General features: G+C 72.7%; 14 protein-coding genes. 10 read left to right on the top strand and 4 right to left on the bottom strand.

Features of this window, described 5'->3' with window-relative positions:
* The first annotated feature begins 14 nt into the window (after nt 1-14).
* Nucleotides 15-1520, top strand: a complete 1506-nt coding sequence (locus F8274_RS02390; protein WP_151460606.1) for a flotillin family protein — start codon at nt 15-17, stop codon at nt 1518-1520.
* Between the two features lie 61 nt (nt 1521-1581).
* Here F8274_RS02390 and F8274_RS02385 read toward each other — a convergent pair whose 3' ends face one another.
* A complete protein-coding gene (locus F8274_RS02385) occupies nt 1582-3627 on the bottom strand; it encodes a S8 family serine peptidase (protein ID WP_151460605.1) in 2046 nt (681 codons plus the stop codon).
* A 179-nt stretch (nt 3628-3806) separates the two neighbouring features.
* Nucleotides 3807-5267, bottom strand: a complete 1461-nt coding sequence (locus tag F8274_RS02380; RefSeq protein ID WP_151460604.1) for a CCA tRNA nucleotidyltransferase — start codon at nt 5265-5267, stop codon at nt 3807-3809.
* A gap of 130 nt (nt 5268-5397) precedes the next feature.
* Here F8274_RS02380 and murJ point away from each other — a divergent pair, with 130 nt between their 5' ends.
* From murJ to F8274_RS02345, 7 genes are all read left to right on the top strand, one after another.
* Entirely contained in the window at nt 5398-7137 is a 1740-nt protein-coding gene (gene murJ / locus F8274_RS02375; RefSeq protein ID WP_151460603.1) for a murein biosynthesis integral membrane protein MurJ, read from the top strand.
* A gap of 430 nt (nt 7138-7567) precedes the next feature.
* Nucleotides 7568-9178: a protein kinase family protein gene (locus F8274_RS02370; RefSeq protein WP_151460602.1), complete on the top strand. Its 1611-nt coding sequence runs from the start codon at nt 7568-7570 to the stop codon at nt 9176-9178.
* A gap of 43 nt (nt 9179-9221) precedes the next feature.
* Nucleotides 9222-9953, top strand: a complete 732-nt coding sequence (sigM, locus tag F8274_RS02365; protein WP_151460601.1) for an RNA polymerase sigma factor SigM — start codon at nt 9222-9224, stop codon at nt 9951-9953.
* Nucleotides 9950-10918, top strand: a complete 969-nt coding sequence (locus tag F8274_RS02360; protein ID WP_151460600.1) for a hypothetical protein — start codon at nt 9950-9952, stop codon at nt 10916-10918. Before sigM ends, F8274_RS02360 begins: the two co-directional genes overlap by 4 nt.
* A 179-nt stretch (nt 10919-11097) precedes the next feature.
* Nucleotides 11098-12051, top strand: a complete 954-nt coding sequence (gene trxB / locus F8274_RS02355; RefSeq protein WP_151460599.1) for a thioredoxin-disulfide reductase — start codon at nt 11098-11100, stop codon at nt 12049-12051.
* A 38-nt stretch (nt 12052-12089) separates the two neighbouring features.
* A complete protein-coding gene (gene trxA / locus F8274_RS02350) occupies nt 12090-12413 on the top strand; it encodes a thioredoxin (RefSeq protein ID WP_073836974.1) in 324 nt (107 codons plus the stop codon).
* Nucleotides 12414-12601: 188 nt separating this feature from the next.
* Nucleotides 12602-13762: an N-acetylmuramoyl-L-alanine amidase gene (locus F8274_RS02345; RefSeq protein ID WP_151460598.1), complete on the top strand. Its 1161-nt coding sequence runs from the start codon at nt 12602-12604 to the stop codon at nt 13760-13762.
* Nucleotides 13763-13774: 12 nt separating this feature from the next.
* Here the strand turns inward: F8274_RS02345 and F8274_RS02340 are convergent, their stop codons facing one another.
* Entirely contained in the window at nt 13775-14440 is a 666-nt protein-coding gene (locus F8274_RS02340) for a GNAT family N-acetyltransferase (RefSeq protein ID WP_151460597.1), read from the bottom strand.
* Between the two features lie 297 nt (nt 14441-14737).
* Here F8274_RS02340 and F8274_RS02335 point away from each other — a divergent pair, with 297 nt between their 5' ends.
* Together F8274_RS02335 and F8274_RS02330 are read left to right on the top strand one after the other, a co-directional pair.
* Nucleotides 14738-16051 (top strand): PLP-dependent aminotransferase family protein, encoded by a 1314-nt coding sequence (locus F8274_RS02335; protein ID WP_151460596.1) that lies wholly within the window; start codon nt 14738-14740, stop codon nt 16049-16051.
* A gap of 7 nt (nt 16052-16058) precedes the next feature.
* Nucleotides 16059-17057, top strand: coding sequence for a D-alanine--D-alanine ligase (locus tag F8274_RS02330; RefSeq protein WP_151460595.1), 999 nt, complete (start codon nt 16059-16061; stop codon nt 17055-17057).
* A 2-nt stretch (nt 17058-17059) separates the two neighbouring features.
* Here F8274_RS02330 and F8274_RS02325 read toward each other — a convergent pair whose 3' ends face one another.
* A complete protein-coding gene (locus F8274_RS02325; RefSeq protein WP_151460594.1) occupies nt 17060-17965 on the bottom strand; it encodes a hypothetical protein in 906 nt (301 codons plus the stop codon).
* Between the last annotated feature and the right edge of the window lie 2542 nt (nt 17966-20507).

The following is a 20507-nucleotide window of genomic DNA, read 5'->3' as shown; positions in this document are numbered from 1 at the left end:
AGACGGGAATCCCCATGCCCCTGCTCGTCGCCATCGGCGGCGCGGTCCTCCTCGCCGTCGTCCTCGTCCTCTTCGTGCTCTCCCGGATCAAGGTGGCCGGCCCCAACGAGGCGTTCATCGTCACCGGCCGCAAGGGCCGGACCACCCAGACCGCCGACGGCGGACGCTCCACCGACATGTCCGGGCAGAAGGTCGTGCTCGGCGCGTCCGTCTTCGTGCTGCCGGTGGTGCAGAAGCTCCAGTCGCTCGACCTGTCCAGCCGGCGGATCGACGTCGGCATCAAGGGTGCGGTCAGCAAGCAGGGCATCCGCGCCGACCTGCACGGCGTGGCGATCGTCAAGGTCGGCGGCACCGAGGACGCGATCCGCGCGGCTGCCCAGCGCTTCCTGCACCAGCAGGACGAGATCGAGGACTTCACCCGGGAGGTGCTGGCCGGCGCGCTGCGCTCGATCGTCGGCCGGCTCACCGTCGAGGAGGTCATCCGGGACCGGGCCGCCTTCGCCAGCGCGGTCGCCGAGGAGGCCGAGCACTCGATGACCAACCAGGGCCTGGTGCTGGACACCTTCCAGCTCCAGGACATCCTGGCCGAGGGTTCCTACCTGGCCGACCTGGGCCGGCCGGAGGCGGCCCGGGTGCTCAAGGACGCGGCCATCGCCGAGGCGCGGGCCCGGCAGCAGGCCGAGCAGGAGCGGCTGCTGGCCGAGGAGGCCATCGCCGAGGCGAACCGGAACCTGTCGCTCAAGCAGGCCGCCATCCAGGCCGAGATCGACGCGGCCAAGGCGAGGTCCGCGGCGGCCGGCCCGCTCGCCCAGGCCGAGCGGGACCAGGCGATCCTGTCCGAGCAGCAGAAGGTGGCCGAGCGCAACGCCGAGCTGAAGCAGCGGCAGCTCGACACCGAGGTGCGCAAGCCGGCCGACGCGGCCCGCTACAAGGTCGAGCAGGAGGCCGAGGCGGACCGCAACGCGGCCGTGCTGCGCGCCGACGCCGAGCGGCAGGCCACCATCGCCGCCGCCCAGGCCGCGGCCGAGCAGGCCCGGCTCACCGGTGAGGGCGAGCGCGCCCGCCGGGCCGCGCTGGCCGAGGCGAACGCGATCGAGGGCGCCAAGGAGGGTGAGGCGGAGCAGCGGCGGCGTTCCGCGATCGCCGAGGCGGTCGAGCGCGAGGGTCAGGCCGAGGCCGCGGCCATCCTGGCCAGGGGGCAGGCGGAGGCCGACGCGATGGCCCGCAAGGCCGAGGCGTTCGCCGCGTACGGCGAGGCCGCGGTGCTGGACCTGCTGGTCAAGGTGCTGCCGCAGGTGGTCGAGGCGGCCAGCGCCCCGATCGGCGCCATCGACAAGATGACCGTCATCTCCACCGACGGCGCGTCGTCGCTGACCAAGTCGGTCGCCGGCAACGTGGCGCAGGGCCTTCAGCTCGGCAGCGACCTCACCGGCATCGACCTGGCCGGGCTGCTCGCCAAGCTGGGCAGCGCGCACACGAACGGCAAGAACACCGTGGACGGCACCACGGTCACCCCGTGACACGACGGCGCCCGCCGGTCTCCCCTGCTGGGGATGCCGGCGGGCGCCGTTATGTGGACGGTCAGATGACCGCGACGACGAACTTCTCGCCGATGCCGAGACCCAGGGTCTCGCTCTCCCAGTCGATGGTGCGGCTGGAGATGAGCTGGCTGGTGCCGGTGCTGCCGGCGGTGACGGCCTGCCCGTCGATGTCCGCCCGCAGGTAGACCGAGCCGTCCGGGTTGTAGTCGAGGAAGTCGAACGTCTCCCACGGGCCGATCGCGGTGGACCGGGCGATCAGCGGCTTCGTGCCGGCGCTCTCCGCGGCGACGAACTTACCGTTGATCAGCGCCTTGAGGCCGACGTAGCCGTCGCCGGCGCTGACGAGCTCGAACTTCTCCCAGGCCCCGACGGCGGCGGCCTTGGCGATCAGCGGCTGGCTCCCGCTGCTGTCCGCCGTGACGAACTTGTTGTTCGCCAGCGACTTGAGGCTGACCACCGGGGCCGACGCGTCGAAGTCGAACTTCTCGGCGGTGCCGATGGCGGTCTTGCTGGCGATCAGCGGGGTGGTGGTGCTCGGCGCGGTGACGTACCGGCCGTTGGTGGTCGCCTTCAGGCTGATCGAGCCGTCGGTGTTGTCGACGATCTGGAACGTCTCCCAGGCGCCGATCGAGGCGGACCGGGCGATCAGCGGCCGGTTGCCGCCGCTCTCCGCGGTCACGAACTTGTTGTTGGTCCGGGCGCGCAGACCGACCAGGCCGCTGCCGGCGTCGACCACGTCGTACGTCTCCCAGGCCCCGATGGTGGTCCCCCGGGCGATCAGCGGCCGGTTGCCGCCGCTCTCCGCGGTCACGTAGCGGCCGTTGACCCGGGCCTTCAGGCCGTACGAGGCGCGGGCCGTCGGGACCGTGCCGACGTGCAGGAGCCGGTCGACCGAACCCATGGTGTCGTGCACCGCGCCGCCGACACCGGTGGTGACGACCGCGTCCCGCACCTGCTGCGGCGTCCAGGTCGGGTGCGCCTCCAGCAGCAGCGCGGCGGCGCCCGCCACGTGCGGGGAGGCCATCGAGGTGCCGTTCATCGCCACCGAGCCGTCGGTGGTGCCCATCCTGGCGGAGACGATGCCGGTGCCCGGCGCGAAGGTGTCCAGGCAGCGGCCGTAGTTGGAGAACCAGGCCCGGAAGTCCACCTGGTCGGTGGCACCGACCGTGATGGCCGCCGGCACGTTGGCCGGGGACACACCGCAGGCGTCCTGCCAACTGTTGCCCGCCGCGACGGCGTACGTGATGCCGGAGGTGATGGAACGGGCGACCGCGTCGTTGACGGCCTGGTCGGTGGCGCCGAAGCCGAGGCTCATGTTGGCCACGGCCGGCCCGGTGGCGTGCGCGGTGACCCAGTCGATGCCGGCGATCACCTGCTCGCTGTCGCCGCTGCCCGCGCAGTCGAGCACCCGGACCGCGACGAGCTTGACGTCCTTGGCCACGCCGTACTTCGTGCCGCCGATGGTGCCGGCCACGTGGGTGCCGTGGCCGTCGCAGTCCTGCGCCACGTCGTCCTGCTCGATGGCGTCGTAGCCGTAACTGGCCCGCCCGCCGAAGTCCTGGTGCTCGATGTCGATGCCGGTGTCGATGACGTACGCGGTCACGCCGGCCCCGGTCGCCGGGTAGGTGTAGACGCCGTTGGCCTTCGCGGTGGTCTGGTCGATCCGGTCCAGGCCCCAGGACGGCGGGCTGCTCTGGCTGCCGGTGGCCGACCAGCGCTGCACCTGCTGGACGTACGCGACGTCCGGGTCCGCGGCGAGGCGCTCGGCCTGCCGGCGGTCCATGCTGGCGGAGTAGCCGTGCAGCGCCTTGCCGAAGACCCGGCGGACGGTGCCGCCGTGCTCACCGGCGAGGGCCGAGGCGGCGGACCGCACCTTGGCGGCGCCGGCTGCCCTGCCGTCCTTCAGGACGACGATGTAGCGGCCGGGGACCGCCTCGGCCGCGTCCGCGCCCCGGACCGGAGCACGCTTCGGGCCGGCCGGATCGGCATACGCGGGTCCACCCGCGGCGGCGCACATGATGGAGGTTGCCGAGGTGAGGGCGAGCCCCACCAGGGCAGAGCGGCGCAGGGCGCCGTGGCTTCTCACTGAGAGTTCTCCCCGTGCCCAGCGACCGTCCGGATGGGACGGGCGGATGCGATCAGAACAGCCTCACCCCTCGGAACCGGGAGGCCGGTGATGACCAACATCATGCGGGAGACATCGACTCTCGCGCGTCAACCGTTCGGTCGACACGCCGGCGTATCGTCGTCAGCCGGCCGCCGGCGTCAGCCGAGAACGCCCTGTTCGCGGGCCCAGCGCAGCAACTCCGCCTCGGCCTCGTCCCGCTCCAGCGGGCCGCGCTCCAGCCGCAACTCCTTGAGGTACTGCCAGGCGCGCCCGACGACCGGTCCCGGCGGCACGCCCAGCAACTCCATGATCGCGTTGCCGTCGAGGTCGGGGCGGACCCGGGCCAGGTCCTCCTCCGCGGCGATCCGGGCGATCCGCTCCTCCAGCGCGTCGTAGTCGGCGGCGAGCTGGGCCGCCTTGCGCCGGTTGCGGGTGGTGCAGTCGGAGCGGGTCAGCTTGTGCAGGCGGGACAGCAGGTCACCGGCGTCGGTGACGTACCGCCGGACCGCCGAGTCGGTCCACTCGCCCCGGCCGTACCCGTAGAAGCGCAGGTGCAGGCCGACCAGCTTGACCACCTGGGACGTCACGTCCTTGGGGTAGCGCATGGCCTTCATCCGGGCCTTGGTGAGCCGGGCGCCGACCACCTCGTGGTGGTGGAAGCTGACCCGGCCGTCCGAGCCGACCGCCTTGGTGGCCGGCTTGCCGACGTCGTGCATGAGCGCGGCCATCCGCAACGTGAAGTCGCAGCCGCCCTCCTCCAACGACATGGCGTTGGCGACCACGGTCAGCGTGTGCTCGTAGACGTCCTTGTGCTGGGCGTGCTCGTCGATCTCCAGCTTGAGCCCGGTCAGCTCCGGCAGGAAGCGCTCGGCCAGCCCGGTGTCGACCAGCAGCCGCAGCCCGGTGATCGGGTCCGCACCGCAGAGCAGCTTGGTGAACTCGTCCCGGATCCGCTCGGCGGTGATCCGGTCCAGGTCGGCGGCCATCCTGGTCATCGCCGCGCGGACGTCCGGGTGGACCCCGAAGCGCAGCTGGGCGGCGAACCGGGCCGCGCGCAGCATCCGCAGCGGGTCGTCCCGGAACGACTCCTGAGGCGTGCCCGGGGTACGGATGATCTTCGCGGCCAGGTCGGCCAGGCCGCCGTACGGGTCGGTGAACCGGTGGTCGGGAACGCTGACCGCCATCGCGTTCACGGTGAAGTCCCGGCGCTTGAGGTCGTCGACCAGGTTGGTCCCGTACTCGACGACGGGGTTCCGGCTGACCTGGTCGTACGCCTCCGCGCGGAAGGTCGTGATCTCCAGCCGGAGCCCGTCGCGCTGGCAGCCGATGGTGCCGAACTCCCGTCCGGTCTCCCAGATCGACTCGGCCCAGCCGCGGATGACCCGGATGGTCTCGTCCGGGTGGGCGTCGGTGCAGAAGTCCAGATCGTCACCGAGGCGGCCGAGCAGGGCGTCCCGGACCGAACCGCCCACCAGGTGCAGCTCGTGACCGGCCTGGGCGAAACGCCGGCCCAGCTCGTCGGCGACCGGCGAGACGCGGAGCAGTTCGGCGACGGCGTTGCGCTGCGCGGCGGTCAGGTCGCGGCGGTCGGCGGCGTGGGACGCGGAGACTTCGGACATGGGATCGCCAGCCTATCGGGCCCGGGTGGCATCTCCTGCGCCGGGCGCGGGTAACGGGCCGAGGTTGACTAAGGTCTCGGTAGCGGGACCGGCGAGGCCCGGCTCTGACGTACCCCTTGGAGGCTGGGAAATGAGCGGCGGGCTCTACCGCAGCGCGAACGCGCACGGCGACGGCCTGCCGCCGAACGACGACGCCACCTTCATCTCGGCGGAGCCGCTGAACCAGCCGGGTGTCGAGGCCACCGCGCCGCCCCAGGAGGTGGTCGCGGAGACCAGCGCCGCGGCGAACAGCGCGGTGATGGCGGTCGGCAGCCTGGTCAGCCGGGGCACCGGCTTCGTCCGCAACCTCATGGTGGGCGCGGCGCTCGGCAACCTGGTCGGCAACGTGTTCACCACCGCCCAGTTCCTGCCGAACCAGGTCTACGAGTTCCTGCTGGGCGGCGTGCTCACCAGCGTGCTGATCCCGGTGCTGGTCCGCCGCCGCAAGATCGACCCGGACCGGGGTGAGGCGTACGCGCAGCGGCTGCTGGCCCTCGCGGTGCTCGCCCTGGCCGCCACCGCGCTGATCGCGATGGCCGGCGCGTCGGTGCTGACCGCGCTCTACGCCAGCGGCAAGGACGAGCACTACACCGACCTGGTCACCAACCTGTCGTACCTGATGCTCCCGATGCTGTTCTTCACCGGCCTGAGCGCGCTGATCGCCGCGGTGCTGAACACCCGGGGGCACTTCGCCGCCCCGATGTGGGCGCCGATCCTCAACAACCTGGTGGTGATCGGCGCCTTCGGCCTCTACATCCTGATCTACGGCGCGGAGGCGATCCGGCCGGAGGACATGGGCTGGGGGCAGATCCTGCTGGTCGGCGGCGGCGCCCTGCTCGGCGTGGCGGTCCAGGCGGCCGGCCTGCTGCCGGCCCTGCGCAAGGTCGGCTTCCGGTGGCGGCTGCGCTTCGACTTCCGGGAGCTGGGGCTGCGCGAGCTGGCCCAGCTCGGCGCCTGGATGTTCTGCTACGTCGCGGTCAACCAGCTCGGCCTCTTCGTGGTGGTCAACCTGCTCACCCGGGCGGCGGGCGAGGACAGCGCCGGCCTGCTGATCTACAACAACGTCTTCCTGCTGCTGATGATGGCCCACGGCATCATCGCGGTGTCGATCATCACCGCGCTCATGCCCCGGATGAGCGCGGCCGCCGCCGACGGCCGGTTCCGCGACGTCACCGCCGACCTGTCCCGGGGCACCCGGATGGTCACCGCGGTGCTGGCCCCCATCGCGGTCTGCTACGCCGTGCTGGCCGGCCCCATCTCGGTGGTGGTCTTCCGGTACGGCGCGTTCACCGGCGAGAACGCCGTGGCCACCTCGACCGTGCTGCTGGTGGCGGCCATCGGCCTGGTGCCGTTCGCGATCAGTCAGCTCTTCACCTTCGCCTTCTACGCGCTGCCGGACACCCGCACTCCGGCCCTGGTCAACATCCCGGTGGTGGCCCTGCGGGTGCTCCTCCAAGTCGGCCTCTACCTGGCCTTCTCGGCCACCTTCGCGGCGGCCGGCATGATGCTCGGCAACGCGATCTCGTACGTGGCGGCGGCGGTCGTCTCGGCGCTGCTGCTGCGACCCCGGGTGGGCCGGATCGGGCTCGGCGGGATCATGCGGACCATGGGCCGGGTGGTGCTCGCCGCGTTGGGCGCCGCGCTGGTCGGCCTGCTCGTGGTGAAGCTGCTCCCCGGCGACCCGGCCCACCTGAGCTGGCTCGCCGCGGTCGCCCAGCTGGTGATCGGCGGCGCGGTGATCGGCGTGACGTACCTCGGGCTCGCCATGGTGCTGCGCATCGGTGAGATCACCGAGGTGGTCGGGATGGTCCGCCGCCGCCTCGGGCGCTGACCTCGACCAGCACCTGTGACGGACGGTGAACGACGATCACCAGCCTGGGGATACGGCTGTGGATAACTCAGGGTTCCCCCGCCCAATGGGCCTCTCGGCCTGTGGACAACCAACCGTACGGCTGAGGGTGAAGGGCCGGAGCAGGGGAAACCCGCCCGGGTCACGGAGGCCGCCACACCGGTGTGCCCCTGCGCCGACTACTTGCCGTCAACATCTAGATTGGGCGTGCGTGTCCCAGCGACGTGGCCCGACCGGGCCGTTCACCCGGCCGATCCCCACCGTCACTGGCGTCCCACCAACTCCGGCGGGAAGATGACATGTCGGAGAACCGGGCATCCCGGGTAAGGTCACTCTCGACGGGCACGGCGGGTGCCGACGCGGGCGTCGACACCGGTCTGCCGGTTCCAGCCAAGGCAGAGCGGGAAGCCACATGCCCAGCAGCACGGGTCCATCGATCGACACGATCACCGAGGGAGGACGGGTGACCCAGGTCGGCGAGGGTCAGGAGGCGGAGGAGACCTCTCCTCCGGTCGTGACCTTCGGTGCTCCCGCGGTCGGTGAGGTCCTGGCCGAGCGGTACGAGCTGGTCGAGCACATCAACAACGACAGCGCAGGCCGGCTGGTCTGGCGCGGGGTCGACGTCGTGCTGCGCCGTCCGGTCGCGGTGGTCCTCCGCTACCCGGGTGGCGATTCCGCCACCGAGATGCTCCAGGCGGCCGTCGCGGCCAGCCGGGTGATCCACCCCAACCTGGTCGGCGTCTACGACGCGATCGACGAGGCCGACCGGGCCTACGTGGTCCGCGAATGGGTGGACGGGCAGTCGCTGCGCGAGCTGGTGACCGCCGACGGTCCGCTGGACCCGGCCCGGGCCACGGCCATCGGCAGCGCCGTCGCCAGCGCCCTCGCCGCCGTGCACGCCACCGGCATGGTGCACGGCAACGTCCACCCCGGCACCGTGATGATCAGCGACGACGGCCGCGTGGTGCTGGCCGACGCCCGCACCGACGGGGCCGACAGCCAGGAGAACGACCTGCGGGCGGTCGGCGGGGTGCTCTACTTCGCCCTGACCGGGCACTGGCCGCACGGCGAGGCTCCGCTGCACGGCGCCACCGCCGGCCACGGCCGCGCCGCCCTCCCCGACGCCGTCCGGGACGCCGGCGGCTCCATCGCCGCGCCCCGCCAGGTGCGCGCCGGGGTGCCGGCGTACCTCGACGACCTCACCATGGACCTGCTCGACTCGGAGATCGCGCCGCCCTCGTCCGACGTCCTGTCGGCCGAGCTGAACCGGCTCGACATCCCCGCCGACGAGCACTTCCTGGAGCAGGCCGGTCCGCTGCGCTTCACGGCCGACACCGAGGACGAGCCCTCGCCGCTGGCCGCGGCCGGGGGCCGCAAGGTCGCCCTCGGCATCGCCGCCCTGCTGGCGGTGGCCCTGGTCGGCCTGCTCATCGGCATCAGCGCCCTCGGCGACGACAAGGACCCGGGCAAGGAGCCGGTGGCCCAGCCGTCCAGCAGCGCGCCCGCCGGCGGCACGAGCGCACCGGCCGCCCCGGTCCGCAAGCTGAACATCCAGGACGTCCGGATCATCGACCCGGAGAGCCGGGACCGCGCCGAGGTGCGGGACGCCGAGAAGGTGATCGACGGCGACCCGAACGAGGGCTGGGAGACCGCCAGCTACCGGAACAACGGCAAGTTCGGCGGTCTGAAGAAGGGCATGGGGATCTGGATCGACCTCGGCTCCCCGCACACGGTCAAGTCGATCAAGGCGACGCTGTCGTCCACCGGCGCCTCCGCTGAGCTGCGCGCGGGCAAGGGCGAGTTCCCCTCCAGCTCTTCCGGGGACAAGGACCTCGTCGCCGCCTACAAGGAGCGGATCGGCCAGCCGTTCGAGGAGCACGACGGCACCACGATGGTCTTCGACGGGTTCAACCCGGAGGAGAAGTACCAGTACCTGCTCTTCTGGATCACCGAGCTGCCGGAGAAGGACAGCGGCGGCGGCTGGAAGCTCGGCGTCCAGGAACTGACGGTCGAGGGCTCGTGAGCCGCACGCCGCACCCGGTGCACCACCTCCGCCGGACGTGGTGATGGCGGGTCGCGGTGGGCGTACGCCCGAGCCGGCGACCGGGGACGGCCCGCCGGCCGGGATGTCCGACCTCGACCTGCTGCGGGCGCACGTCGCCGGTGACCGGGACGCCTTCGCCGAGCTGTTCCACCGCCACCGGGACCGGCTCTGGGCGGTGGCCCTGCGGACGCTCGGCGACCGCGAGGAGGCCGCCGACGCCCTCCAGGACGCGCTGCTGTCGGCGCACCGCGCCGCGGCCCGGTTCCGGGGCGACTCGGCGGTCACCACCTGGCTGCACCGGATCGTGGTCAACGCCTGCCTGGACCGGATCCGGCGGCGCCAGACGCACGCCACCGTCCCGCTGCCCGACGGCGTACACACCGACGGGGAGCCCGGCCGGCACACCGGCGGGGTGGAGCCGGCGGCGCCGGCCCGGGACCACGACACCGCCCTGGTGGTCCGGCAGGCCCTGGCCGCGCTGCCGGTCGAGCAGCGGGCCGCGCTGGTCCTGGTGGACGTGCAGGGCTATCCGGTGGCCGAGGTCGCCCGGATGCTCGGGGTCGCCGAGGGCACGGTGAAGAGCCGGTGCGCCCGGGGCCGGGCCCGGCTGGCCGTGCTTCTCGGGCACCTGCGGACCGGTTCCGACGAGGTCCCGGACGTGCCCCGGGTCACCGGTGGGAACCCGCGGCCGCCCGAGGGCGTCGGATCCACGTCGGGACGGTCCCGGCGGGATGCCAGCCAGGAGGAGACGTGACTTCCCGGGAGTTCAGCGAGGTCGACCACGACCTGCTCGCCGACTACCTCGGCGGGGCGCTGGACGGCACCCCGGAGCAGGCGACCGTCGCCCGGCTGGTCGAGCGGGACCCGGCCTGGGGCGAGGCGTACGCGACCCTGGCCCGTGCGGACGAGCTGGTCCGGGCGGACCTCGCTGGCTGGGCCGCCGAGCCCGGCCCGGAGCTTCCGCAGTCCGTGGCTGACCGGATCACCGCGGCGCTCGCCGGCGCCGGCCCGGCCCCGACCGGCGACCTGGCGTCCGACCCTCCCGAGCCGGGCTCGATGCCGGCCGCGGTGCCGGCACAGCCCGGCCGCGGCACCCACCCGTCCGGCGCGACCGGCCGCCCCGGCCGGAACACCGGACCGGGGCGCCGCTCCCGGCGCTGGACCCGGCTCGCCGGTCCGGTCGCGCTGGCCGCCGCCTCGGTGACCGCGGTCGGGTTCGGGGTCAGCCACCTGATCGACACGGGTGCCGGCCAGGTCACCGGTGCGGCCGACAGCGCGGGCAGCCGGGCCGACGGCGAGGCCGCTCCGCTGGCCGCCGGGCCGTTCCAGACCACCGGGCCGGCCCTGCACAGCGGCACCGACTACACCCCGGACGCCATCTCCCGCATCCCGGGCGGGGTTGCCGGGCCCTCGATGATGGCGAGCGACAAGGCGAGCTCCGCCGGTGGACAGGACGAGCACCGGGTCTTCGAGTCCGCCGGGCTGGACCGGCTGGAACGCCCCGAGGCGCTGGCCTCCTGCCTGTCGGAGATCGGCACGGAACACGGTGCCGGCCCGCTCAGCGTCCACCTGGTCGACTACGCCCGGTTCCGGGGCGGCCCGGCCCTGGTGGTCATCTTCACGGACGGGGGCGGCGCCCGGTGGGCCTGGGTGAGCGGACCCGAGTGCGGGGTCCCCGGGTCCGGAGCCGACACCCGCTTCACCGCGCGGGTAGGGTGAGGTCGCGGTCACCCGGGCGGGTTCCGCCACGTGACGTGACCCACCGGATGACCGGCTCGGGAATCCCCGCTTCGTACGATGACGTTCTGCAAGTCAGGTGTCGGCGCCGCTGAGCTGTCGGCACTCGGGATCGGACATCGGTGCGCGCCGGTGACGAACACACACATCGGGAGACGGCAGTGGACGAGGTCCGCAACCTGATCATCATCGGCTCCGGGCCGGCCGGTTACACGGCGGCGGTCTATGCCGCGCGCGCCAACCTCAAGCCGCTGGTCATCGAGGGCGTGCAGTCCGGCGGCGCGCTGATGACCACCACCGAGGTGGAGAACTTCCCCGGCTTCGCGGACGGCATCCTCGGCCCCGAGCTGATGGACAACATGCGCAAGCAGGCCGAGCGGTTCGGCGCCGAGTTCCTCACCGACGACGTGACCCGGGTCGAGCTGAAGGACACCGGCGAGGTCGGCTCCCACACGGTGAGCACCGTGTGGGTGGGCGAGACGGCCTACCGCGCCAAGGCGGTCATCCTCTCGACCGGCTCGGCCTGGCGCCCGCTGGGTGTTCCGGGCGAGCAGGAATACCTGGGCCACGGCGTGTCGTCCTGTGCGACCTGTGACGGCTTCTTCTTCCGCAACCAGCACATCGTGGTGGTGGGCGGCGGCGACTCGGCGATGGAGGAGGCCAGCTTCCTCACGCGGTTCGCCGAGTCGGTGACGATCATCCACCGCCGCGACTCGTTCCGCGCCAGCAAGATCATGGCCGCTCGCGCCCTCGGCAACGAGAAGATCAAGGTCGAGTGGAACAGCGTGATCGAGGAGATCCTCGGCGAGGACGGCAAGGTCAGCGGCGTACGGGTGCGCAACGTGCACAGCGGTGAGAGCAAGGTGCTCGACGTCACCGGCGTCTTCGTGGCGATCGGCCACGACCCGCGCAGCGAGCTCTTCCGTGACCAGGTGGAACTCGACGACGAGGGGTACGTGAAGGTGCAGGCGCCGAGCACCCGGACCAGCATTCCGGGTGTGTTCGCCGCCGGTGACGTGGTCGACCACATCTACCGGCAGGCCATCACGGCGGCCGGCACGGGCTGTGCGGCCGCCCTCGACGCCGAGCGCTTCATCGCCACCCTGCAAGGCTGAAAGATTTTCACGAACAGGTCCCGGAGGAGGGGTTCATAGTGGGAGCAACCAAGGCGGTCACGGACGCGAGCTTCGCGAGCGACGTGCTGAAGTCCGACAAGCCGGTTCTGGTCGACTTCTGGGCGGAGTGGTGCGGTCCGTGCCGCAAGGTCTCGCCGCTGCTGGAGGAGATCGCGGGCGAGATGGGTGACCAGGTCACCATCGTCAAGCTCAACATCGACGAGAACCCCGAGACGGCGCGCACCTACCGGGTGATGTCCGTGCCGACCCTGACCATCTTCAAGAACGGCGAGCCGGTGCAGTCCATCGCCGGCGCCAAGCCGAAGGGCGAGCTGGTCAAGCTCATCGAGTCGGCGCTCTGAGCCGACACCCGACACCACCGGAACCCCCGTCCGCCCGACCCCGGGTGACGGGGGTTCCGCGTTCCTGACCTGCGGCGAACCCGCAGTCGCCGGTGACCGGCCACGGTACGCTCCGTAAGGCGTCCCCAGCGGGGAAGCACCTCCGTCGGAGTCTCCGGCCAGCCAGCGTCCGTGCAGAGGGGGTCGTCGTGCGTCCCATCCGACCCGGTGACCGGGGACCCGCGGTGGCCGAGATCCGCACCGTCCTCACCGGCCTGGAGCTGCTCCCAGCCGGCCGCGGCGGCGAGGAGTTCGACACGGAGACCGAGCGCGCCGTCCGGGCGTTCCAGCAGTCCCGCGGCCTGAGCGTGGACGGGCGGGTGGGCTCGGAGACCTGGCAGGCGCTGGACGCGGCCCGCTGGCGGTTCGGCGCGCGCACCCTCTACCACGCGGTCCCCGAGCCGCTGACCGGCGAGGACGTCCGGTCACTCCAGGAACGGCTCCTGGAGATGGGGTACGACGCGGGGCGCGCCGACGCCATCTACGGCATCCGCACCTCCCGCGCCGTCGCCCAGTTCCAGCGGGAGATGGGGCTGAAACCGGACGGGACGTGCGGCCCGCACACCATCAACGCGCTGCGCCGCCTCGGCCGGAAGGTGGTCGGCGGGCGGCCCCAGTGGCTCCGCGAGTCCGACGCCATCCGGCAGGCCGGGCCGACCCTGGTGGGGCGCACCGTGGTCATCGACCCGGGGCACGGCGGCACCGACCCGGGCGTGGTCGTGCCCGACGGCCCGCTGCGCTGGACCGAGGCGGACCTCGTGCACGACCTGGCCAGCCGGCTGGAGGGGCGGCTCGCCGCGGCCGGCGTACGCGTGCAGCTCACCCGGGGCCCGTCCCCGCGGACCTGCCTGCCGGACGCGGACCGCGCCCAGCTGGCCAACTCCCTCGGCGCCGACGTCTTCATCTCCCTGCACACCGACGGGCACACCAACCCGGCGGCCGACGGGGTGGCCACCTACCACTACGGCACGAACAACGGCGTCACCTCCGCCACCGGGGAGCGGCTGGCCGGGCTGGTGCAGCGGGAGATCGTGGCCCGCACCGGGCTGCGGGACTGCCGCACCCACGCCAAGACCTGGGACCTGCTGCGGCTGACCCGGATGCCCGCGGTCCGCGTCGAGGTGGGCTACCTGACCTCACCGGCCGACCGCGACCGCCTCGTGGACCCCCGGTTCCGGGACCGGCTCGTCGAGGCGATCGTCGCCGCCGTACAGCGGATGTACTACCCGATCGAGCGGGACGTGCCCACCGGCTCGATCGACGTGAGCGAGCTGCGGGCGGTGGTCGCCGCCGGCACGGTGGTCGACTGAGCGACCCGCGCCTCAGCTCATCGAGCGGGTGGCGGGCGCCGGGCGGACCGGGCGGAGCAGCGTCTCCGGGCTCATCGAGCCGAGGAGCTTCTCCAGCGCGTACTCGACGTCGGACTTCCAGCTCAACGCGGTGCGCAGTTCCAGCCGCAGCCGGGGGTAGCGCGGGTGCGGGCGGACCGTCTTGAAGCCCACCGAGAGGAAGAAGTCGGCCGGCGCCAGGCAGGCCCGGGTCGGGTCGCCCCCGTCGTCGCCGAACTTCGCGTCGCCGAACGCCTCGATCGCCTTGATCCCGCGCTTGGTGAGATCCCGGGCGACCCCCTGCACCAGCATCCGGCCCAGGCCGCCGCCGGCGAAGGCGGGCACCACGTGGGCCGTCATGAGCAGCGCGGCGTCCGCCGAGACCGGCGAGGTGGGGAAGGCCATCGAGCGCGGAACGTACGCGGGCGGGGCATACATGACGAAACCGGCGGGCATGCCGTCCACGTACGCGAGCTTGCCGCAGGATCCCCACTCGAGGAGCGTCTGGGAGACCCAGGCCTCCTTCTCCAACCCCGGATCGCCGGCGGCGCAGGCGCGCTCGGCCGAGACCGGGTCGAGCTCCCAGTAGACGCACTGCCGGCAGGAGCGGGGCAGGTCCTCCAGCGTGTCCAGGGTCAGACTGACCAGACGTCGCGACATGAGCACCCCACCCATAGGCCCGGAGCGGAGACCACTGCGGTCTCCCACCGCCTTTCTGCCCCCGACGAGCGATCGTACGCTTCCGCCCGGCGCTACGGGAGAGGACGCGCGAACGCCCACCCGAGCCGGGGAGAGCGGGCCGGTCCGGGATGTGGACGTACCCACACGGTGGGCCCGGTGCTGGCCGGCGGCGACTACGATCGACCAACCGGCTTTTCCCGCGCGCCGCCATGGTTGCCGGCATCGCGGGTACCACACCGGGCGGCAGCCCCGCCGACACCCGATCGAGGTGATGTCATGACCGGCACGACACTCGACGACTACACCGACCGGTATGCCCGGCGGGTCCGGGGGATGACGGCCTCCGAGATCCGGGCCCTCTTCGCGGTGGCCAGCCGGCCGGAGGTGGTCTCGCTCGCCGGTGGGGCACCCTACATCGCGGCGCTGCCGCTCGACGCGGTCGGCGAGATGCTCGGCCGGCTCGGCGCCGAGCACGGCGCCACCACCCTCCAGTACGGCATCGGCCAGGGCACCCCGGAGCTGCGCGAGCGGATCTGCGAGGTGATGGCGCTGTCCGGGATCGACGCGTCGTGCGGCGCCTCACCCGAGGACGTGGTCGTCACCGTCGGCGGGCAGCAGGCACTCGACCTGGTGGCCCGGCTCTTCCTGGACCCGGGTGACGTGGTGCTCGCCGAGGGCCCGACGTACGTCGGCGCACTCGGGGTGTTCCAGGCCGCCCAGGCCCAGGTGGCGCACGTGCCCATGGACGCCGAGGGGCTGATCCCGGAGGCGCTGGAGGCGGCCATCGCCGACCTGGCCCGGGCCGGCCGGCGGGTGAAGTTCCTCTACACCATCCCGACCTACCAGAACCCGACCGGCGTGACGCTGAGCGAGGAGCGGCGCGAGCGGGTGCTCGACATCTGCGAGCGCGCCGGGCTGCTGGTGGTCGAGGACGACCCGTACGGTCAGCTCGGTTTCGAGGGCGAGGCGCCCGCGCCGCTGCGGGCCCGGCGGCGCGACGGGGTGTTCTACCTGAGCACCTTCTCCAAGACCTTCGCCCCCGGCCTGCGGGTGGGCTGGATCCTCGCCCCGCACGCGGTCCGCGACAAGCTGGTCATCGCCAGCGAGGCGCAGATCCTCTGCCCCAGCGGCTACGCGCAGGCCGCCGTCTCGACCTACCTGAGCACCATGCCCTGGCGGCAGCAGCTCAAGGTCTACCGCGAGGTCTACCGCGAGCGCCGGGATGCCCTGCTCGACGCGCTCGCGGACCTGATGCCGGAGGGCACCACCTGGACCACCCCGGCCGGCGGCCTCTTCGTCTGGGCGACCCTGCCGGACGGCCTCGACTCCAAGGCGATGATGCCGCGGGCGGTCGCCGCCCGGGTCGCCTACGTGCCCGGCACCGGCTTCTACGCCGACGGGACCGGTGCCGGCAACATGCGGCTCAACTTCTCCTTCCCGCCGCCGGAGCGGATCCGTGAGGGCGTCCGCCGGCTGGCCGGCGTGATGGAGCAGGAGATCGCCATGCGCAAGGTCTTCGGCGCCGTCGGCGGGGCGGGTCCGCGGCGCCGGCAGGGCGGCTCGGACGCGCCCGGTCCCGACTTGGCATGATTCCCGCATGTCCGTCAGCCCTGCCGCACACACTCCCGTGACCGGACCCGCCGCCACCGACGAACTGCACGTGCTGGTGCTCGCCGGCGGGCTCTCCTACGAGCGGGACGTCTCACTCCGGTCCGGCCGGCGGGTGCTCGACGCGCTGCGCGCGGTCGGCGTGGAGGCCGAGCTACGGGACGCCGATGTGGCGCTGCTGCCCGCCCTGGCCGCCGACCCGCCGGACGCCGTGGTGATCGCCCTGCACGGCGCCACCGGCGAGGACGGCTCGCTGCGGGGCGTGCTCGACCTCTGCGACGTGCCCTACGTCGGCTGCGACGCCCGCGCGTCCCGGCTCGCCTGGGACAAGCCGTCCGCCAAGGCGGTGCTCCGCGAGGCCGGCATCCCCACGCCCGACTGGGTGGCGCTGCCGCACGACCGCTTCTCGGAACTGGGCGCGGTGGCCGTCCTGGACCGGATCGCCGACCGGCTCGGCCTGCCGCTCATGGTCAAGCCCGCGCAGGGCGGCTCGGGACTGGGCGCCGCCGTGGTCCGGGACGCCGCGTCGCTGCCGGCCGCCATGGTCGGCTGTTTCGCGTACGACCAGACGGCGCTGGTGGAGCGCTACGTGCCCGGGATGGACGTGGCGGTTTCCGTGCTGGACCTGGGCGATGGCCCGCAGGCCCTGCCCCCGGTCGAGATCGTGCCCCGCAACGGCGTCTACGACTACGCAGCCCGCTACACGGCCGGCCGCACCACCTGGCACGCGCCGGCCCGCCTCGACCCGGAGACGACCGGGCGCGTAACGCAGGTGGCGCTCGCCGCGCACGCCGCGCTCGGCCTCCGCGACCTCTCCCGCGTCGACCTGATCGTCGACGCGGACGGGCAGCCGCACGTGCTGGAGGTCAACGTCTCCCCGGGGATGACCGAGACCTCGCTGCTGCCGCTGGCCGTCCAGGCGGCCGGTCTGGACTTCGGGCGGGCGCTCGGCACCCTGGTGAGCCGCGCGGCCGCTCGCCGCCCCTGACGTCAGGCCGACTCGGTCGCCTGCTTCGGCGTCTCCGCCCGCTGTAGCTGCTGCCCGGCCTGGTCCGGCGCGCCCGCCTGCTGCGGCTGCTGCCCGGTCTGTTGCGCCGCGCCCGCCTGCCGCGGCGCCTCGGGCTGCTGCGGCGTGCCCGCCCGCTCCGGGGGCCCGGCCTGTTCGGGCGCGGCCGGCTGCTCCGGCGCATCGGGCGAGGGTTCCTCCGCCGCCTCGGCCTCCGGGATCTCGTCCGCGGCCTCGATCACCGAAGCGGTCTCCTCCTCAGGCTCCTCGGTCGCCCCGCCCGTCGGCGCGGGGGTAAGGCTCGACGGCGCCTGCCACTGGATGCGGGGCGGTTCGGCGAGCGGCCGGCCACCGAACTCGGCCAACCACGCGGCGACCATCGCCAGGTTCTCCCGCCACTGCGCCTCGGAAATCGGCGGCAGGATCGAGTCCCACAGGGACAGGAACGTGCCCCGCAGTTGCAGCCGCCCGTACGGCCGGGCCAGGAACCACATGTGCAGGTGCGCCGAGCCGTCGCCCCAGCGGTTGACGTGCACCCGGGCCACACCGTCCAACGACCGGATGGCCCGCTCCAGGCGCACGGTCATGACGCCCAGCTCGGCGGCGAGCAGGTTCGGCAGGTCGCCGAGGTCGAGGTGCGACCGGGACTCCAGGATCAACACCATCGGCAGGCCGGTGGGCCGGTCCATCGCCCGGACCCGCCATCGTTCACCCACCCAGATGTACGCCTCGTCCGACGCATTGCAGGCGGTGCACTCCCGATTCCCCTCGCCGCGGCGGGGAGGCTCGACCGGCACCGGCTCGTCGAGCTGCTTGACATGGAGATCGCCCTCGAAGGGGAAGGAGGGCCACTGGGTGAAGTCCGGGACTGAGGGAGGGGTGTCCTGCACGACGCTGACCCTAACCGAGTTGGCGACGCCTGTCCTTACCTGATTGCCGAGCCGCTGAGCGTTCCTCGTCGATCCACAACAGGTTGTCCACCGCGTTGTCCACAGGCAGCTGAGATCACCAGCACAGCGCGTCATCCACTGCTCAGCAAGGGTTTCGGCGTGGTGTTTCACGTGAAACGGGGAGGGCCTGTGGAAAACAGCTGTGGATAACGGGGGCGGTGGTTTTCCGGGCTCCGGGGTGCCTCGATCCTTCCTTCCCAACGAGCGAACCGGCGATCGGCACCGGCCGGTCCGGTGGTTTCCGGAGCGGGTTCCGAGGCGGTTCGCAAGGCCGGACAGGCGGGCCGGGTGCGGTGGTGTTTCACGTGAAACGGCGGCGTCGGCAGGTGAGCGATCTGACCGGTGCAGCGTCGTTGGGGTACTTATCAGCGGCGGTTGTTGCAGGGGTTGGGCTCCGATCGTGGCTGAGCCCCGTTTCACGTGAAACGGGCGCCGAGCTGCGGTCGCTGGACGGCCTGTTCCACGTGAAACAACGGGACGGGGCTGCCGAGGTCGCGTGGCGCCTGGGCGTGAATCGACGGGCCCCCTGTAGCGCAGGCCGGCGGGCGTCATGACCGACGTGAACGTCCATGCTCGCTGCTCGCTGCTCGCTGCTCGCGCTCGGCGGGCCGGTCTGCACGAGTTGCCATCCGGACCACCGTTAAGCCACCGGGCATCGCACCTCCGCGGCTCTGCCAGCTCGTCGGCTCTGATGGTCCGTTGACGGCAACGCACCGGTCTTGTCCGTCCACGGCGTCTGACACCCAGCCCTGACGACGGACAGCCGGCGAACGCCGCCGCCGACCGGACGGGCGACTGGTGGATGCGGACCGGCGACGACTTGCAGCCGGCGGGCCGCAGAGCGACTGTGCCGGGCAGCCCAGTGGTAGACAGCCGGCACCGGCCCGCTCAGCGGCTCTGAGCCGCTCACAGGCAGCGCTCGGCGCCCCTGGGTCGAGAAGGACGGGAAGAAGCGCCAGGAGGGCCCACAGGCCCAGGACGAACCACCTCCGCCTCGACGGCAACCGCGACTCGGCGGCGGCTCCGCTTCGACTACGGCATCGGTCGCGGCTCGGCTGCGCCGACGGCTGCGGCTCGCCGGGACTCGGCTGGGGCTTAGCTTGGGCTTGCTGGGCTCGGCCAGGGCTCGGCTACGGCTACGGCTGGGGGGCAATGGGGTCCGGCTATCGGCTGTCGGGCTGCGGGTCGGCCGTCGGTGTCGCTACCGGCTGCCGCTGGCGGCTGTCGCTGCCGCTGTTGGCTGTCGCTGCCGCTGTTGGCTGTCGCTGCCGCTACCGGCTGTCGCTGCCGCTACCGGCTGTCGCTGCCGCTACCGGCTGTCGCTGCCGCTACCGGCTGCGGCTGCGGCTGTCGCTGTCGTCTGCGGCTGCGGCTGTCGCTGTCGTCTGCGGCTGCGACTGCGACTGCGACTGGAGCGTCCACGCGAGCGGCGTCACGGCCGCAGCGAGCAGCATCGGCATCGAGGCGGACAGTCGCATGCCCGTCGACGAGACCAACCGCTCGCGCTGGACGCCGGCGCCCGGGAGTGCTCGCGCGGGACAACAGGGCCGAGCTCCGGTGCCGCTGCCGGCTCAGAAACCGTCGGGATCGCGGGACGGAACGGACGTGGTGCAAGTCGCCGACAGGAGCGGCCTCGACATGGGCGACGGCAGCAGATGCGGAGAGACGCCGGCCTGGCGAAGGGATCCCCGCACGAGGGCTGACCGATGAGGGCCCGCGCTGGACCCGGCACCTGACGGCCAGCGGGCGGGGTGCGCGCCGGTGTGGGCACCGGGCACAGCGGATGGGCGTGACGATCCGGAGGGCTCGCTCGGGCGTCGTCGTTTCACGTGAAACTCGCCCCGGAGGGCTCTGGCCGGAGTGGCGCACCGCTGCTGGCTGTTCTTGGGTGGCCGGGACGCGTGCCGAGCGGGATCTCGCTGGCTTACTTGGCCGGCCCCGTTTCACGTGAAACGGTCCGCGCAGTCACGACCGGCGCCGCCATACATCAGCGGCCGCAGTTGGGGACCGGCAGGCGTACCCGACGGATCCGCTCCCGTGCCGGCCGGCCGCGAGATCCGCATGCGGCACAAGACCGCATGGCGGCCGCCCACACGCCACGGCGACGCCCCCGGGCCCGGTCCCCGGCCATGGCAACGACGACGCCGCCGGCGACGACGACAGCCACGACCACAGCCACCGCGAGGACCACAGCCACCACCACGACACGGCGACGGCCACGACGACGATCACGGCCACCGCGACGACCACAACCACCACCACGACCACAGCGACGGCCACGGCGACGCCGACGGCCACGGCGGCATCCATTGCGACCCACTAAGCCATTCCGGCGAAGCGCGACCATTTCAAGACGCGGCCGAGCCGGCAACCACGACGATCGGCGACGGCGACGGCGACGGCGACGGCGATGGACCATTGCGCAGACAACCGCGCGTCCAAGGGAGCAATTCGTAGCTTCTGCCAACCACGCGGTGATGGT

Source organism: Micromonospora sp. AMSO31t (assembly GCF_008868175.1).
Classification (GTDB): Bacteria; Actinomycetota; Actinomycetes; order Mycobacteriales; family Micromonosporaceae; genus Micromonospora.
The sequence above is the reverse complement of the archived record's forward strand: the minus strand, read 5'-3'. Positions and strand labels throughout refer to the sequence as shown.

What these genes read in the sequence shown, in the direction of transcription:
- F8274_RS02380 (WP_151460604.1), bottom strand. Translation starts at nt 5,267, where the DNA reads ATGTCCGAAGTCTCCGCGTCCCACGCCGCCGACCGCCGCGACCTGACC.
- murJ (WP_151460603.1), top strand. Translation starts at nt 5,398, where the DNA reads ATGAGCGGCGGGCTCTACCGCAGCGCGAACGCGCACGGCGACGGCCTG.
- F8274_RS02340 (WP_151460597.1), bottom strand. Translation starts at nt 14,440, where the DNA reads ATGTCGCGACGTCTGGTCAGTCTGACCCTGGACACGCTGGAGGACCTG.
- F8274_RS02370 (WP_151460602.1), top strand. Translation starts at nt 7,568, where the DNA reads ATGCCCAGCAGCACGGGTCCATCGATCGACACGATCACCGAGGGAGGA.
- F8274_RS02390 (WP_151460606.1), top strand. Translation starts at nt 15, where the DNA reads ATGCCCCTGCTCGTCGCCATCGGCGGCGCGGTCCTCCTCGCCGTCGTC.
- F8274_RS02335 (WP_151460596.1), top strand. Translation starts at nt 14,738, where the DNA reads ATGACCGGCACGACACTCGACGACTACACCGACCGGTATGCCCGGCGG.
- sigM (WP_151460601.1), top strand. Translation starts at nt 9,222, where the DNA reads ATGGCGGGTCGCGGTGGGCGTACGCCCGAGCCGGCGACCGGGGACGGC.
- F8274_RS02330 (WP_151460595.1), top strand. Translation starts at nt 16,059, where the DNA reads ATGTCCGTCAGCCCTGCCGCACACACTCCCGTGACCGGACCCGCCGCC.